This is a genomic window from Erythrobacter litoralis, assembly GCF_001719165.1.
In the GTDB taxonomy this organism is placed as follows: domain Bacteria; phylum Pseudomonadota; class Alphaproteobacteria; order Sphingomonadales; family Sphingomonadaceae; genus Erythrobacter; species Erythrobacter litoralis.
The window spans coordinates 2,605,600-2,619,688 of record NZ_CP017057.1; the positions used below are offsets into that span (position 1 = coordinate 2,605,600).

The window sequence follows — 14,089 nt, forward strand, 5'->3', positions numbered from 1 at the left end:
GGCGTTAGGCCGCCTGCCAACCCATACAAAGGACCATTGCGATCTTGCTGCCCCTGACCGTCAAGACATTCTTCAACGCCGCGACCGTCGGCACAGTCTACCTGATCGCCGACGCGGTCGTCTGACGAACGGACAGGCGGCACGCCTCCACTGGTGAGCCGGAAAGCAGAAACGGAACGGACCAAAGGCGTCGTCCTGTTCCCCCCCCCTCCCCCCCCTGAGGGCGGCGCCGAATGCAGCCCCGTCCGGCCTGAACGGCCCGGGCGGGGTTGTTTTTTTGCGTCGTCTTTGTGCTGTAGTCAGCCTAGGGCCCTGCGTGCCGCGGCTTCGGCGTGCAGCGCGGCGGTGTCGAACAAAGGGCGCGCGCTGTCTGCGGGGCCGATCAGCAGCGCGATTTCGGTGCAGCCGAGCACCACGCCCTCGGCCCCGCGTGAGGCGAGCCGTTCGATCGCCGCGCGATAGGCTGCGCGCGAGCTTTCGAGGAAAAGCCCTGCCACCAGTTCCTCGTAGATGACGCGGTGGATTTCGGCGCGATCCTCGGCCTCTGGCACAATGATCGTAAGCCCCGCAGCTTCGAGCCGCTCGCGATAGAACGCCTGCTCCATCGTGAAGGCGGTGCCGATTAGCGCGATCCGGTCGCACCCTGCCGCGCGGATCGCTTCGGCCGTTGGGTCGCAGATATGCAGCAGGTCGAGCCGCGTCGCCGCCTCGATCCGATCGGCAAGCTTGTGCATGGTGTTGGTGGCAAGGATGAGGAAATCGGCCCCTGCCGCTTCGAGCCGGCGTGCGCTTGCGGCCAACATCTCACCGAGTGCGTCCCAGTCACCTGGCCTCTGCAGCGGTTCCACCTCGCCGAAATCCATGCTCTCCATGACGATGCGCGCCGAATGGGGTGAGCCGAGGCGGTCGCGGACGGCGCGGTTGATGAGAGCATAATATTGCGCGGAGCTTTCCCAGCTCATCCCGCCGATCATGCCGATGGTGCGCATCAGGCGGCGGTCAGCGCAGCGAGCGATCCCAGCGCCGGGTAAGCCGCAGCGCGAAAATCTCGCTTATGAACATGGCGATCCCGGTTCCGACGACGACGATGGTGGGTTCTCCGCTCGCTGCCTCGCCCTCGACAAGGAGGGCGATGGCGATGGCAGCACCGGCGATGAACATCAACAACATCGGTGGGAGGAACAGCGCGAGCGGGCGCGGGTCGAGCCGGACGGGGCGTCCCGTCAGGCTGAACAGGCCGGGAAGGCGGTCGTGGTGGCGGGACTCGCGATCAGCGGCGAGCGCCACGCCCCAGCTTGCCAAAGAGAACGGCGCCGCCGTGGCAATCGGCAGCCCCGCCTCCATCTTAAGCAGCCGCTTCCTTCTTCTCGCTCTCGTGAACGAGGATCGGGGCCTTTTCGCCCTTCACGACCTCGGCGTCGATCACGACCTCGGACACGCCATCCATGTCGGGCAGGTCGAACATCGTGTCGAGCAGGATCGCTTCGACGATCGAGCGCAGACCGCGCGCACCCGTCTTCCGCTTGATTGCGCGTTCAGCGATTTCCTTGAGCGCGTCGTCGGTGAAGGTGAGGTCGACGTCCTCGAGCTCGAACAGCTTGCTGTACTGCTTGACGATGGCGTTCTTCGGCTCGGTCAGGATCGTCACCAGCGCATCGACGTCGAGGTCGTGAAGGGTCGCGATCACCGGCAGGCGGCCGACGAACTCGGGGATCAGGCCGAACTTGAGAAGATCCTCGGGCTCGCTCTTTTCAAGGAGCTCCCCGACCTTGCGCTTGTCCGGATCGGCGACGTGCGCGCCGAAGCCGATCGAACGCTTCTGCAGGCGATCGGCGATGATCTTGTCCAGACCCGCAAAGGCGCCGCCGCAGATGAACAGGATGTTGGTCGTGTCGACCTGGAGGAATTCCTGCTGCGGATGCTTGCGCCCGCCCTGCGGCGGAACGGAAGCGGTGGTGCCTTCCATCAGTTTGAGGAGGGCCTGCTGCACGCCTTCGCCCGACACGTCGCGGGTGATCGAGGGGTTTTCGGCCTTGCGGGTGATCTTGTCGATCTCGTCGATATAGACAATGCCGTGCTGCGCCTTTTCGACGTTGTAGTCGGACGCCTGAAGCAGCTTGAGGATGATGTTCTCCACGTCCTCGCCCACGTAACCGGCCTCGGTCAGAGTGGTCGCATCGGCCATGGTGAACGGCACGTCGAAGGTACGCGCCAGCGTCTGGGCGAGCAAAGTCTTGCCGGTCCCGGTCGGCCCGACAAGCAGGATGTTCGACTTGGCAAGTTCGACCTCGCCCGCCTTTCCGGAGTGCTTGAGCCGCTTGTAATGGTTGTGCACCGCGACCGCGAGGTTCCGCTTGGCGCTGTTCTGGCCGATCACGTAATCGTTCAGCGTCTCGAAGATTTCCTTCGGGGTTGGGACCTCGCCTTCCTTCTTTCCGGCGATCCCGGCCTTGGTCTCCTCGCGGATGATGTCGTTGCACAGCTCCACGCATTCGTCGCAGATGAACACGGTGGGGCCGGCGATGAGCTTGCGAACTTCGTGCTGCGACTTGCCGCAGAAGCTGCAATAGAGGGTGCTCTTGCTGTCAGATCCGCTCAATTTGGTCATTCCTGTCGTCCTGGGCGCCGCACGCGAAAGCGGTTCTTTGCGTGAGGATTCGCCGAGTGTATCTGTCCGCGCGCATGAATCAACACATGCGGCGATGATTTTGCATCCACACAGGTGGAGTTAATCCGCACGGAGCCGCACCAATGGCATGGCGTCCGCCTGTGCGTGCCAGGGCGGAACGCGTCTCCGCCCTTTCGTTCATGTCCCCGCCCTGCGGCGCCTGTCGTCGCGCCGCGACGCGGAGTGAGGGAGCGACTCCGGCTTATTCCGGAGCGCCGCCCGAGCCTTCCGCGTCGCCCTCTTCCTCGGATTCGGGGCGGGTTTCGAAGACCTTGTCTACAATCCCGAACTTCTGCGCTTCCTCGGCTTCGAGGAAAGTGTCGCGATCCATCGCCCTCTCGATCTCGTCGAGGCTCTGCCCCGTATACTTGACATAGAGGTCGTTCATCCGCGCCTTGATGCGCAATATCTCGCGCGCCTGAATCTCGATGTCGGAGGCCATGCCGCGCGCGCCCCCCGACGGCTGGTGGACCATGATCCGCGCATTGGGAAGCGCGATCCGCATGCCCGGTTCGCCCGCCGCCAGCAGGAAACTGCCCATCGAGGCGGCCTGACCCATGCACACGGTCGAGACCCGCGGCTTGATGTACTGCATTGTGTCGTGGATCGCCATGCCGGCCGTCACCACCCCGCCGGGCGAGTTGATGTACATGCTGATCGGCTTCGAGGGGTTCTCGCTTTCGAGGAACAGCAGCTGGGCGGTGATGAGCGAGGCCATCCCGTCTTCCACCTGACCGGTAACGAAGACGATTCGCTCGCGCAGCAGGCGCGAGAAGATGTCGAAGCTGCGTTCGCCCCGGCTGGTCTGCTCCACCACGACGGGCACGAGCGCACCGGTCAGCGGATCGCGCGTGAATTGGCCCTGAGTGCCGAAGGTTTCGCCCTTGTCGCCGAGCAGATCGATCATCGTCGTGAAGTCCTTCCCTTTGTTCCGGCCTCGCTATGTCGGAGTGTGGGGGGCAATTTCAAGGGGTTTGACCACGCGCCCTTCCGAAACTTCGTGTCCGAAATGGTCTTGCCCGCACACGCGATCCGGGCAATCCATGGATCCATGCGCTCCAGGACCCTGTTTTCGCTCGCCGCGCTCTGCGCTTTTGCCGTCGCTCCGATGTCTTTGGCCCAGCGCGGCCCCACCCCCGATTTCGACGCGCTCGGCGATATCGGCGCGCGTGTGGAGCGGATCAGGCAGTATGATGACGGCCCCGAAGGCATCAATGCGGTAATCGCCTATTCGCACACGGCCGGATTCAAGGCGCGCGATCAGGTCGGGGTCGGCCTCCTGAAAGGCCGCAGTGTCCTGGTGAAGGACAATATCGAGACCGAGGAATGGCCGACCACCGCCGGCAGCCTCGCGCTGGCGGAGAATTTCACTCGCCGCGATGCGCCGCTGATCGCAAACCTGCGCCGCAATGGCGGTGTCGTGCTGGGCAAGACCAACCTGTCCGAATGGGCGAACATCCGCTCGGATTTCTCGACCAGCGGGTGGAGCGCGGTGGGCGGGCTCACCCGCAATCCTCACGCCATCGACCGTAACGCCTGCGGCTCGTCCTCGGGTAGCGGCGCGGCGGTGGCGGCGGGCATGGCCTGGGGCGCAATCGGGACCGAAACCAATGGCTCGATCACCTGCCCGGCCAGCGTCAACGGCATTGTCGGCTTCAAGCCGAGCGTCGGCCTCGTCAGCCGAACCCATGTTGTGCCGATCTCCTCGACGCAGGACACGGCCGGGCCGATGACGCGCACCGTCCACGACGCAGCGCTGCTGCTTTCGGCCATTGCGGGCGAGGACCCGGCCGATCCGGTGACTTTGGATGCGGTGCGAACCTACGATTACACCGATGGTCTTATCGACCATTCGCTGGAAAGCGTGCGGATCGGAGTGATGCGGCAGCAACTCGGCAGCCGCGCCGATGTACGCGAGGTGTTCGAGCGTGCGCTTGCCGACATGGAAGCGGCGGGCGCAGTGCTGGTCGATATCGAATTCGAACCCGACCCGCAGATGTATCGCGACAGCTTCACCGTGCTGAAATTCGAACTGCGCGAGGAGATGAGCCGCTATCTCGCCTCGATCCCGCAATTCGAAAGCGGACGGACGCCCCGCAGTCTTGCCGATCTGATCGCCTTCAACAGGTCCAATGCCGGGAGCGAAATGCGCTGGTTCGGGCAGGACATCTTCCTCGAAGCCGAAGCGACCACCGATCGCGAAGCCTATGAGAAAGCGCGCGCGAATGCCCTTCGGATCGCCGGGCCGGAAACGCTCGACAAGCTCTTGGCGGAGCATGATGTGGCGGTACTCATCGCCCCCACGCGCGGTCCGGCCTGGACGAGCGACCTCGTCAACGGCGATAATTTCGGCGGCTCGATCGGTTTCGGCAGCCCGGCGGCGATCGCGGGCTATCCGCATCTCACCGTGCCGATGGGGGCGGTAGAACGGCTCCCGGTCGGGATCAGCTTCATCGGGCCGAAATGGGCCGATCACGAGGTTCTCAAAACGGGCGCCGCATATGAAAGAGCGCGGACAGCAGTGCTGCCCGCGCCCTCATTCAAACGCTGGTCGGCCGACTAACCGGCCGCCAAGGTCAGTCCTTCGAAGCGGTCTTCTTAGCCGGAGCCTTCTTGGCCGCCGGCTTCTTGGCGGCGGCGGCCTTCTTGGGCGCTGCCTTCTTGGCGGCAGGCTTTTCGCCCTCGCCCTCGGCTTCAGCTTTCTTGGCGGGGGCCTTCTTGGCGGGAGTCTTCTTGGCCGCAGGCTTCTTTTCCTCGCCCGCGTCGGCTGCCTTCTTCGTCGCCGCAGCCTTCTTGGGAGCCGCCTTCTTCGCCGGAGCCTTCTTCTTCGGCTCGGCCTTGGCCTTTTCCTTTTCCGCCTCGACGTCCTCATCCGCCTCGATGGCGGCCTGCAGTTCGTCCTGTGTGACTTCGCGCTCGGTCACTTCGGCCTTGTCGAACAGGAAGTCGACGACCTTGTCCTCATAAAGCGGCGCGCGCAGCTGGGCAGCGGCCATCGGCTCCTGCTGGATGTACTGGACGAAGCGCTCGCGGTCCTCCTCACGATACTGCGAGGCGGCCTGCTGGATCAGCATCGACATTTCCTGGCTGGTGATCTCGACACCATTCGCCTGGCCGATCTCGGACAGCAGCAGGCCGAGCCGCACGCGGCGTTCGGCGATCGCCTTGTAGTCGTCCTTCTCTTCCTCGATCTGCTTCAGAGCGGCCTCGGGATCGTCCTCCTTCGCCGCTTCCTGCTGGAGCTGGGCCCAAATCTGCTCGAACTCGGCTTCGACCATGCCCTGCGGCACGGGGAAATCGTGGCCCGCGGCAAGCTGGTCGAGCAGCGCACGCTTCATCTGGGTGCGGGTGAGCCCGGCGGTCTGCTGTTCGAGCTGGCCGCGCATCAGTTCCTTGAGCTTGTCCAAGCTGTCGAGACCCAGGTTCTTGGCGAAATCTTCGTCGACCTTGGTCTCGCTCTCGACCTTTACGGCCTTCACGGTGATGTCGAAGGTCACTTCCTTGCCGGCGAGATGCTCGGCCTGGTATTCCTCCGGGAAGGTAACGGTGATCGTCTTTTCCTGGCCCGTCTTCACGCCGACCAGCTGTTCCTCGAAACCGGGGATGAACGTGCCCGACCCGAGCACCAGAGGCGCATCCTCGGCAGCGCCGCCTTCAAAGGGTTCGCCATCCAGCTTGCCGACGAAATCGATCACGACCTGGTCGCCCTCGGCCGCCTTCTTCGTCTTGGCGGCGTCCTTGTAGCTCTTGTTCTGGCCAGCAATGCCCTCGATCGCTTCCATCACCTGTTCGTCCGTCACCGGCACGACCAGCTTTTCGAGCTTGAGCCCATCGGTCTTCGGCGGCTCGATCAAGGGCAGCACTTCGAGTTCGACCGTGACCTCGGCGTCCTTGCCCTCGTCATAATCCTCGCCGAGCGAGATGGCAGGCTGCATCGCCGGGCGCAGTTCCTCCGAGCGGATCAGCTCGTCTACCGAATCGCGGATCGTGTCGTTGACGACCTGCGCGTGGAGCTGTTCGCCATGCATCTTCTTGACGAGATTGGCCGGGACCTTGCCCGGGCGAAAGCCGGGCATGCGCACCTGCGGCGCGATCTTCTTGATCTCGGCGTCGATCTTGGCCGCGATGTCGGCGGCGGGGATCGTGATCACATAGCCGCGCTTGAGGCCTTCATTGGTGGTCTGCTTGGTCTGCATGGGGTCGGTATCGAAGCCTTCTAGAGCAAAACGTGAATGCGGCGGGCGCGGGGCGAACTGGTGCGGGCGAAGGGACTCGAACCCCCACATCTTGCGATACCAGGACCTAAACCTGGCGCGTCTACCAGTTCCGCCACGCCCGCGAGCCTGAACGAAGCCGCGCGGGAAACCGTCCGGTCCCCCGCGCGTATCAGCGCGCCTCTATATCTTGCCGGTCGAAAGGGCAAGCTTTGAGGATCCGAAGGGTCGGGGAGCTGCCGGACTGCATCGGGAAACCCCTCGGTAAAGACACGTTAGGATTATCCGGTTTTCCCTTTTGACCAAAATCCCGCTCTAACGCCTGAGAGTTGCGCCGGTTATTGGACGGGTCCCGGTCTTCGCAGCCTCAAGCAAAGCAGGGGACACCGTTGAAACAGGAAGTGATCGACGCAATCGGGGAACTCTCCCCCACCGGTTCAGGCTTGTCGGAACGGATTGGCGCTGCCCGTCAGTGCATGGTGTGCAAGCTCGATGGCAATGACAGCCCCGGGGTTCGCAGTTCGACTTCAGCGACAGGTTCGCCGAATGCGGGGCCGGCAGCCCAGTCTATTCGGCGACGCTGGCCGACCATGTTTCCGACCAGGCTAAGGATTAGGCCATCCCGCTCGTGCCGCGCGCGGCATTGCGGCACGGGGTCGCCTGGTCTCGTCCGGTTTGCCGCGGATAGGGCGCCTCGCGTGGAACAATCGCCAGCGCGGCTCGCTTGATTTGGCAAAGGAGAATGCCGTCATGGCCGATGAAAGCCGTCCCGATCCGAAGACCGCCCGCGACTATGACACGCCGAAGACGCCGGAGGGTACGCCGCCCGTGATCCGCTCTGACGCCGATGCCAAGGAGCAGGAAAAAAGCAAGGGCACGGACGAGGAGGCGCGCGAGGAATTCGAGAAACGCCAGCGCAGGCGCGAGGACCAGGAAGGAGCGGGCGAGGAAGAACTCGATTCGATGCGCCCGGAAACCCTCTTCCCTCCCGATTGAACGCAGCATTGCATATTGTCAGCGCGCCCATGCGCGATTACGGGCGGCGCTGACATGACAGACGAAACCCCTCAACCCGCCGAAACCGCGCCCGGGCGCGACGTTCCGCCCGACCACCTCTCGGTCCATCCCAGCAGCCCGCACTTCAATGCCGAAGTGCTTCAGCGCGGCGTGGGCATCCGGTTCAAGGACCGCGTGCGCACCGACATCGAGGAATATTCGATCTCCGAAGGCTGGGTCCGGGTGCAGGCGGGCAAGACGGTCGACCGCAAGGGCAATCCGCTCACGATCAAGCTCTCCGGCCCGGTCGAGGCATGGTTCGAGGATCTTGGCGAAGACCCGCCGGTTGCGAAGAAGGACGGCTGACCCCGCACACCGACGCACCTTGCCATTCCCGGGCCGAGCGGCCACTTGAGGCCGCAGCCATGGAAAAGCCGGAAAAACCGCAAGTCATCATCATCGGCCGACCCAATGTCGGCAAGTCCACCCTGTTCAACCGGCTGGTGGGCAAAAGGCTCGCCCTTGTCGACGACCAGCCGGGGGTGACCCGAGACCGGCGCATGGGCGATGCCGAAATCGCGGGCCTGCGCTTCACCATCGTCGATACGGCCGGTTGGGAGGACGAGGACGAACTCTCGCTGCCCGGGCGCATGCGCAAGCAGACCGAAGCGAGCCTCGAAGGCGCGGACGCGGCGCTGTTCGTGATCGACGCGCGCGCGGGCCTGACCCCGCTCGACACCGAGATCGCACGTTACCTGCGCGAACACGACGTGCCGATCGTCCTCGTCGCCAACAAGGCCGAAGGCGCCGCCGGAGAGGCGGGTGCGCTTGAATCCTATTCGCTGGGCCTTGGCGAACCGGTCGCCCTGTCGGCCGAACACGGAGAGGGGATCGCGGACCTGTTCGGCGGGCTGTGGCCGATAATCGGCGCCAAGGCCGAGGCGGCGGACGAACCCCAGGAGCTTGAGGAAGACTACGAGGAGGCCCCGCTCGGCCCACTCAAGCTCGCTATCGTCGGACGGCCCAACGCCGGCAAATCGACTCTCATAAACCGCCTGCTGGGCGAGGACCGCCTGCTGACCGGGCCCGAAGCCGGGATCACGCGCGATTCGATCGCGATCGACTGGGGCTGGACCGATCCGAAGACGGGCGACGTCCGGCAGGTCCGGCTGATCGACACGGCCGGGATGCGCAAGAAACGCAACGTCACCGAGAAGCTGGAAAAGCTCTCGGTCGCGGATGCCCGCCGCGCGGTCGATTTCGCCGAAGTCGTGATCCTCCTGCTCGACGCGACGCAGGGCCTCGAACATCAGGACCTCAAGATCGCCTCCGCCGTGCTAGAGGAAGGCCGCGCGCTGATGGTCGCGATCAACAAGTGGGACGTGGCCGAGGATGCCAGTCATCTGTTCAACGGCGTGCGCCATGCGCTCGACGATGGCCTTGCGCAGGTGCGCGGCCTGCCGCTACTCGCGGTCAGTGCGAAGACCGGCAAGGGGCTAGACGCCATGATCGGGGCGGCATTCGATCTACGCGACAGCTGGTCCAAGCGCGTGCCGACCGCGGCATTGAATCGTTGGTTCGACGATGCGCTCTCAGCCAATCCTCCGCCAGCGCCCGGCGGCAAGCGGATCAAGCTGCGCTATATCACGCAGGCCGGAACGCGCCCGCCGCGCTTCGTCGTGTTCGGCACGCGGCTTGATGCCCTGCCCAAGAGCTACGAGCGGTATCTAGTCAATTCGATCCGCGACAATCTGGGTTTCGAAGCGGTTCCGGTGCGGGTGAACCTGCGCAGTCCGAAAAATCCATACGGCGGGAAGGACCGGTGAGCACGTTCGACCTTCTCGCAGCCGCCCAGCCCTTCGCCTTCGACCTTCTCGAGCGCACTGCCTCGACCCCGCGTGTGCAGGCAGTGGTGCAGCAGAGCCTAGCCCCGGCTTTCCTGCTCGGCGCGATCGGGGCGATCATGAATGTCATCATGACCCGGATGATTTGGATCGCGGGAAGGATCGAGCGGCTCGAGGAGAGCGACGCCGAAGCGCGTTCCGAGCGCGCCGTGCGCGAACTTGCCTGGCTCGGCCGGCGAAGGCGCGCGGCGCAGCGGGCGATTAGCTTCGCGACGGCGGCGGCGGTCAATATCAGCCTCGTGATCGGCCTCGTGTTCGTCTCGGCCTATATCACCGCTCAGATCGGCAGCCTGATCGCGTTCCTGTGGGTGCTGACCATGCTGCTGCTGGTGACCGGCCTCGCCCATTTTCTCCACGAAACCCGCCTCGCGGCGCGCGGATACGGCAAGGCCGAGTGAACGCGTTCATCCCATCGCTGGCCGTTGTCTTGGCGGTCCTGATGCCCGCCGGGTTACCCCTGGCCGCGAGCGTGGCAGCGCAGGAGCCTGCCGCGCCCGAAACCGCGAGCCCGTTCGGGAGCGACCCAACCCCCGACCAGGTGATCCAGTTCTTCACCCTCTTCAGCGCCGATGAGGGAATCGCGGCTGCGCTCGAACCGCTCGTCAAGGAGATCATGCAGCCGGGCGAGATGGAGGAAGGCTGGGAGGACGCCGGCATCGACATCCTCGCCGATCTGGCCGCAATGGAGGGGGGTCCCGGTGCCTTCCTTCTGCGCGATACCGATACCGAGGTGCTGAGCGCGGTCGACCTGTTCGCGCGCAGCCGGCCCGACCTTGCGCGCTTCGAAAGCTACGCGCTTCGTCCCGAACCGGTCGGCCTCGTCGAGGAACGCGTCTTTCTCGGCGCGGCCCCCGGTATCTGGCTGGAAACCGCCCATCAGCGCGAACGCCGAGGCAATGCGCTCTGCTATTCAGGCTATATCGGGGTGACGCTGCACAGCGATCGCCCGGTCGCTTCATGGAGGGAACAGACCGCCATCGAGATTGCGACCTACTTCGCGCTTATCGACCAGCTGGCGAGAGAGGAGGCCTGCAACGTCTACAAAAAGCGGGACGATGGCACCTATATCACCCGCACCTATCGGCCGGACGGGACGCGGCTCGCTCTGCTCGACGCGGAGACAACGCCGCTCGTGCCAATGCCCGCGAGCGAGATCGATGCCTTCCTGAGCGAAACGCCCGGAGGCTTGGTCGTCCCGACCGGGCAATAGGCCGATGCGAACGCGAGACGGGCGGAGCATCGCTGCCCCGCCCGCCGGTTTCGCATCAGGGCATGCAGGTCACATCTTCATCTTGAGCTCGCGCAGCATGTAGGTGCCCTGGATCTCGCGGATCTCGTTATAGAGCTCGCGCACCGTCTCCTGCGAGGCGTCCATGTTCGCCTTGCCCCACGCCTCCATGAATTCCATGTAGCGCTCCTTGTTCGGGGTCAGCGCCTCGTCATTGGCGAAGCGGATGGTGAGCACCAGGTTGAACTCGCCTTCGCCGTAGGGCACGCCATAGATGCCGTAGCCCTTGATATAGCCCATCTCCTTCTGGACCTCGTTGGCCTTGACCCAGGTTTGCTTGAGCCCCTCGAGATAGGTGTCGAGCTGGCCTTCCTCGACCTTGACCAGGGTCATTTCGATCACTTCCTCGGACGGCTCGTAGTCCTCCCAGAGCTGCAATTGCGCCGCGGCCGGGGCGGCGGCGGCGAAACTTGCGGCGGCAAGTCCGGCGGCAATCATGGTGCTAAGCTTGTTCATGTGCATCTCCATCGTTCGGTCCTCGGCCGGGCGCGGCATGCGCACGGCCTTTCGGGCGACCCGAGCAATGGAAGCAGAAGATCTGTCGGATAGGCGCGACCCCAGTCAAAGTCTCCACGCGCCTTTTGCTCCCGACCGAATGCCTGCCCGCTTCGCGCGGGCGTGTCAATTGCAGGCGCGAAAAGGCCCGCTGCCGGAGGGCGGCGCGGGCCTTTGCAGGGTGGCGCCAAACGCCCGGGCTTAGCCGACTACTTGCCCGCGCCGGTTTCGCCCTCGCCTGCGGGGACGCTCTGCAGCTGGCAGTAATTTTCGAGCCCCATGCGCTCGATCATGTCGAACTGAGTTTCGAGGAAATCGACATGCTCTTCCTCGTTGGCGAGAATGTCCTCGAAGATCTGGCCCGAGGTGAAGTCCTTGACCTCCTGGCAATAGGCCGCCGCTTCACGCAGGAGCGGGATTGCCTCGTGTTCCAGCGCGAGATCGGCCTTGAGGATCTCCTCGACCGTCTCACCGACCTTAAGCTTGTGAATCGCCTGGAAGTTGGGGAGCGCGTTGAGGAACAGGATGCGCTCTGCCAGCCGATCGGCGTGCTGCATTTCCTCGATCGATTCGTGGCGCTCGTAATCGGCAAGCTTGGTCAGGCCCCAATCGGCCAGGACGCGGTAATGCAGCCAGTACTGGTTGATGGCGGTGAGTTCATTGGTGAGCGCCTTGTTCAGGAACTCCACGACTTTCGGATCGCCCTTCATGGCGCTCATTCCCCTTTGCATGCGCCGAGCGAGATGCACGGCCCCTGTTCATGTCGCGATGCAATATGGGGCGGAAAACGGGGGTTTACAAGCCGCCCACGTCAGATTTTCCGTTGCAAATCAGGGTTTTGCAAGCCACTCGCAATAGCGGCGCGCCTGTTCAGATTGCGACTTTCTCGCAAGCCGAAAGCGCGCGTTCCTGCTCGATGATTTTCCCAGCTTCGCCAAGGCACTGGCCGCAATTGGGACGCTTGCCAAGCGCCGCATAAGTGGCCTCGGCATCGCCCGCACAGCCCAGCGCGGCGCGGCGCAGGTCGTCTTCGCGGATCGCGTTGCAGATGCAGATATACATGCGAAGAATCTCTCCTGCGAGTCGTTTGCAGAACCAAGATATGAGACCCATTCTCAATAGCAAGGAAAAACGTCACCGCTTCAGCGCAAAAATTTGGCCATAGGTCAGGCAGCGCCAAAGCCATTCGAGCGGCCCGTAGCGAAAGCGCTCGAGCCAGGGCTTCGACCACAGCAGCATGAAGGCCCAGGTCAGCACGACGACGATGTAGAGCTGCGGCCGCGTCAGCTGTCCGAACAGCCCCAGCGCCCAGCCGTGAAACACGAACAGCATCAGGATCGAGGTGCCGAGGTAATTGGTGAACGCCGCCCTCCCCGCCGCACGCACGCGCTCGGCCAGCGCGCCCGTCCAGCGCGGCGAATATTCGACCATCAGCGCGGCAAGACCGAGCACCATCATGAGCTTCGGCAGCGGGCTCCAGCCGACGAAAGCCGCAAGCGTCATGTAATAGGTGAAACCGCCTTCGCGCACGAACAAGGCGATGGCGAGATGCAGGGCGGCACCGAAGATCACGCCCGTCCAACCCCAGAACCGCATTCGCCGCGGATCGAACGCGCCCGAGAAGAATCCGAAGCGATAAAGCGCCACGCCGATCAGCATCAGCGGGATCGTCTCCAGCGCGAACAATGTGAGATTGACGAGCGGGTCCATCCAGTGTTCGGCCGCGCGATAAGCGACGAGCCCCGCATAATCGCCCTCCTGCTTGAGCCCCGTCACGATCGCATCGTCGGCGAGCACTTCGGCCTTGCCCTCCAAAAGCCCCGCGCGCACCTCGACCAGATCGCCCTGTTCGCCCATCGGGGTGTCCGCCACGGCGTAGAGGAAGGTCATGTTGAGCGCGTAGAAAGCGGCCCCCAGGACGAAGCCGACCAGCCCGACCCAAAGCTGGACCCTGGCGCTCCATCTGAGACAGGGCACGACGAGAAAGCCAAAGACGGCGTAATAGAACAGGATGTCTCCCGCCCAGATCAGGATGAAATGGACGAGGCCAAAGACCATCAGGACGAACAATCGCCACATCTGCCGCCAGCGCGTCCCGCCGCGTTCCCACACACGCTCCATGAAGAGATAGAGCCCAGCCCCGAAAAGCAGGGTGAACAGTCCGCGCATCTTGCCGTCGACGAGGACGAACTGCGCGATCCACATCCATTCGGAGGTCGCGCCGTGATCGGTCAGGAAGGCGGAGGGATACATGTAGGCGGCGAAGGGCTGGCCGAACGCGACGATATTGGCGGCGAGGATGCCCATGACCGCTATGCCGCGGATGAAATCGAGGCTATCGATGCGCTCGGATGCCGCGATCGGCGCGAGGCTCGTCTCACCGGCGGAAAAGCCCGCCGCATTCCCCGGTGTATCGGGCGTGGATCCCGTACCCGCAATGCTGCTCACAGACCGATCCCCCTCGCGCCGTTGTCGCCAAGGACGAGATATTAGCAGCAAGGGGGCTGAGGGGAAGCCTTACGTC

General features: G+C 64.0%; 15 protein-coding genes and 1 tRNA gene. 6 read left to right on the top strand and 10 right to left on the bottom strand.

The window, feature by feature from the left end; translation table 11 throughout:
* Positions 1-299: 299 nt before the first annotated feature.
* The 4 genes from Ga0102493_RS12465 to Ga0102493_RS12480 form a co-directional block, all read right to left on the bottom strand.
* Positions 300-989 (bottom strand): aspartate/glutamate racemase family protein, encoded by a 690-nt coding sequence (locus tag Ga0102493_RS12465; RefSeq protein ID WP_034903273.1) that lies wholly within the window; start codon positions 987-989, stop codon positions 300-302.
* Between the two features lie 10 nt (positions 990-999).
* On the bottom strand, positions 1,000-1,344 hold the full coding sequence (locus tag Ga0102493_RS12470) for a hypothetical protein (RefSeq protein ID WP_034903270.1): 345 nt from the start codon (positions 1,342-1,344) through the stop codon (positions 1,000-1,002).
* A 1-nt stretch (position 1,345) separates the two neighbouring features.
* Positions 1,346-2,608 (bottom strand): ATP-dependent Clp protease ATP-binding subunit ClpX, encoded by a 1,263-nt coding sequence (gene clpX / locus Ga0102493_RS12475; protein ID WP_034903267.1) that lies wholly within the window; start codon positions 2,606-2,608, stop codon positions 1,346-1,348.
* A gap of 262 nt (positions 2,609-2,870) precedes the next feature.
* Positions 2,871-3,575, bottom strand: a complete 705-nt coding sequence (locus tag Ga0102493_RS12480; RefSeq protein WP_034903265.1) for an ATP-dependent Clp protease proteolytic subunit — start codon at positions 3,573-3,575, stop codon at positions 2,871-2,873.
* 144 nt (positions 3,576-3,719) lie between these two features.
* On the opposite strand from Ga0102493_RS12480, the gene Ga0102493_RS12485 reads away from it, so the two are divergent.
* On the top strand, positions 3,720-5,231 hold the full coding sequence (locus Ga0102493_RS12485; protein WP_034903684.1) for an amidase: 1,512 nt from the start codon (positions 3,720-3,722) through the stop codon (positions 5,229-5,231).
* 13 nt (positions 5,232-5,244) lie between these two features.
* Here the strand turns inward: Ga0102493_RS12485 and tig are convergent, their stop codons facing one another.
* Together tig and Ga0102493_RS12495 are read right to left on the bottom strand one after the other, a co-directional pair.
* A complete protein-coding gene (gene tig / locus Ga0102493_RS12490; protein ID WP_034903263.1) occupies positions 5,245-6,864 on the bottom strand; it encodes a trigger factor in 1,620 nt (539 codons plus the stop codon).
* A gap of 58 nt (positions 6,865-6,922) precedes the next feature.
* Positions 6,923-7,007, bottom strand: a tRNA-Leu gene (locus Ga0102493_RS12495).
* A gap of 625 nt (positions 7,008-7,632) precedes the next feature.
* Between Ga0102493_RS12495 and Ga0102493_RS12500 the strand changes: the two genes are divergently transcribed.
* Genes Ga0102493_RS12500 through Ga0102493_RS12520 form a run of 5 tightly spaced genes read left to right on the top strand, consistent with a single transcriptional unit; the run spans position 7,633 to position 10,992 of the window.
* On the top strand, positions 7,633-7,878 hold the full coding sequence (locus Ga0102493_RS12500) for a hypothetical protein (protein WP_069297541.1): 246 nt from the start codon (positions 7,633-7,635) through the stop codon (positions 7,876-7,878).
* A 54-nt stretch (positions 7,879-7,932) separates the two neighbouring features.
* Positions 7,933-8,244, top strand: a complete 312-nt coding sequence (locus Ga0102493_RS12505; protein WP_034903258.1) for a DUF3297 family protein — start codon at positions 7,933-7,935, stop codon at positions 8,242-8,244.
* Between the two features lie 59 nt (positions 8,245-8,303).
* Complete coding sequence (gene der / locus Ga0102493_RS12510) at positions 8,304-9,704, top strand: ribosome biogenesis GTPase Der (protein ID WP_034903255.1); 1,401 nt, start codon at positions 8,304-8,306, stop codon at positions 9,702-9,704.
* Positions 9,701-10,180, top strand: a complete 480-nt coding sequence (locus tag Ga0102493_RS12515) for a DUF2721 domain-containing protein (RefSeq protein ID WP_051697900.1) — start codon at positions 9,701-9,703, stop codon at positions 10,178-10,180. The genes der and Ga0102493_RS12515 overlap by 4 nt, the downstream gene beginning before the upstream one ends.
* The gene (locus Ga0102493_RS12520; RefSeq protein WP_069297542.1) at positions 10,177-10,992 is read left to right on the top strand and encodes a hypothetical protein; all 816 of its coding nucleotides are present in this window, start codon (positions 10,177-10,179) and stop codon (positions 10,990-10,992) included. Before Ga0102493_RS12515 ends, Ga0102493_RS12520 begins: the two co-directional genes overlap by 4 nt.
* Before the next feature lie 69 nt (positions 10,993-11,061).
* Here Ga0102493_RS12520 and Ga0102493_RS12525 read toward each other — a convergent pair whose 3' ends face one another.
* The 4 genes from Ga0102493_RS12525 to Ga0102493_RS12540 form a co-directional block, all read right to left on the bottom strand.
* Positions 11,062-11,526, bottom strand: a complete 465-nt coding sequence (locus Ga0102493_RS12525) for a hypothetical protein (RefSeq protein ID WP_034903679.1) — start codon at positions 11,524-11,526, stop codon at positions 11,062-11,064.
* 248 nt (positions 11,527-11,774) lie between these two features.
* Positions 11,775-12,275, bottom strand: a complete 501-nt coding sequence (bfr, locus tag Ga0102493_RS12530) for a bacterioferritin (RefSeq protein ID WP_034903677.1) — start codon at positions 12,273-12,275, stop codon at positions 11,775-11,777.
* Positions 12,276-12,435: 160 nt separating this feature from the next.
* The gene (locus tag Ga0102493_RS12535; protein ID WP_034903249.1) at positions 12,436-12,627 is read right to left on the bottom strand and encodes a (2Fe-2S)-binding protein; all 192 of its coding nucleotides are present in this window, start codon (positions 12,625-12,627) and stop codon (positions 12,436-12,438) included.
* A 72-nt stretch (positions 12,628-12,699) separates the two neighbouring features.
* Positions 12,700-14,013, bottom strand: a complete 1,314-nt coding sequence (locus Ga0102493_RS12540) for a DUF418 domain-containing protein (protein WP_236922224.1) — start codon at positions 14,011-14,013, stop codon at positions 12,700-12,702.
* Positions 14,014-14,089 lie beyond the last annotated feature (76 nt).

Coding starts and splice junctions, on each gene's coding strand:
- Ga0102493_RS12480 (WP_034903265.1), bottom strand. CDS start 3,575: ATGATCGATCTGCTCGGCGACAAGGGCGAAACCTTCGGCACTCAGGGC.
- Ga0102493_RS12465 (WP_034903273.1), bottom strand. CDS start 989: ATGCGCACCATCGGCATGATCGGCGGGATGAGCTGGGAAAGCTCCGCG.
- clpX (WP_034903267.1), bottom strand. CDS start 2,608: ATGACCAAATTGAGCGGATCTGACAGCAAGAGCACCCTCTATTGCAGC.
- Ga0102493_RS12525 (WP_034903679.1), bottom strand. CDS start 11,526: ATGAACAAGCTTAGCACCATGATTGCCGCCGGACTTGCCGCCGCAAGT.
- Ga0102493_RS12500 (WP_069297541.1), top strand. CDS start 7,633: ATGGCCGATGAAAGCCGTCCCGATCCGAAGACCGCCCGCGACTATGAC.
- der (WP_034903255.1), top strand. CDS start 8,304: ATGGAAAAGCCGGAAAAACCGCAAGTCATCATCATCGGCCGACCCAAT.
- Ga0102493_RS12535 (WP_034903249.1), bottom strand. CDS start 12,627: ATGTATATCTGCATCTGCAACGCGATCCGCGAAGACGACCTGCGCCGC.
- Ga0102493_RS12470 (WP_034903270.1), bottom strand. CDS start 1,344: ATGGAGGCGGGGCTGCCGATTGCCACGGCGGCGCCGTTCTCTTTGGCA.
- bfr (WP_034903677.1), bottom strand. CDS start 12,275: ATGAAGGGCGATCCGAAAGTCGTGGAGTTCCTGAACAAGGCGCTCACC.
- tig (WP_034903263.1), bottom strand. CDS start 6,864: ATGCAGACCAAGCAGACCACCAATGAAGGCCTCAAGCGCGGCTATGTG.
- Ga0102493_RS12505 (WP_034903258.1), top strand. CDS start 7,933: ATGACAGACGAAACCCCTCAACCCGCCGAAACCGCGCCCGGGCGCGAC.
- Ga0102493_RS12485 (WP_034903684.1), top strand. CDS start 3,720: ATGCGCTCCAGGACCCTGTTTTCGCTCGCCGCGCTCTGCGCTTTTGCC.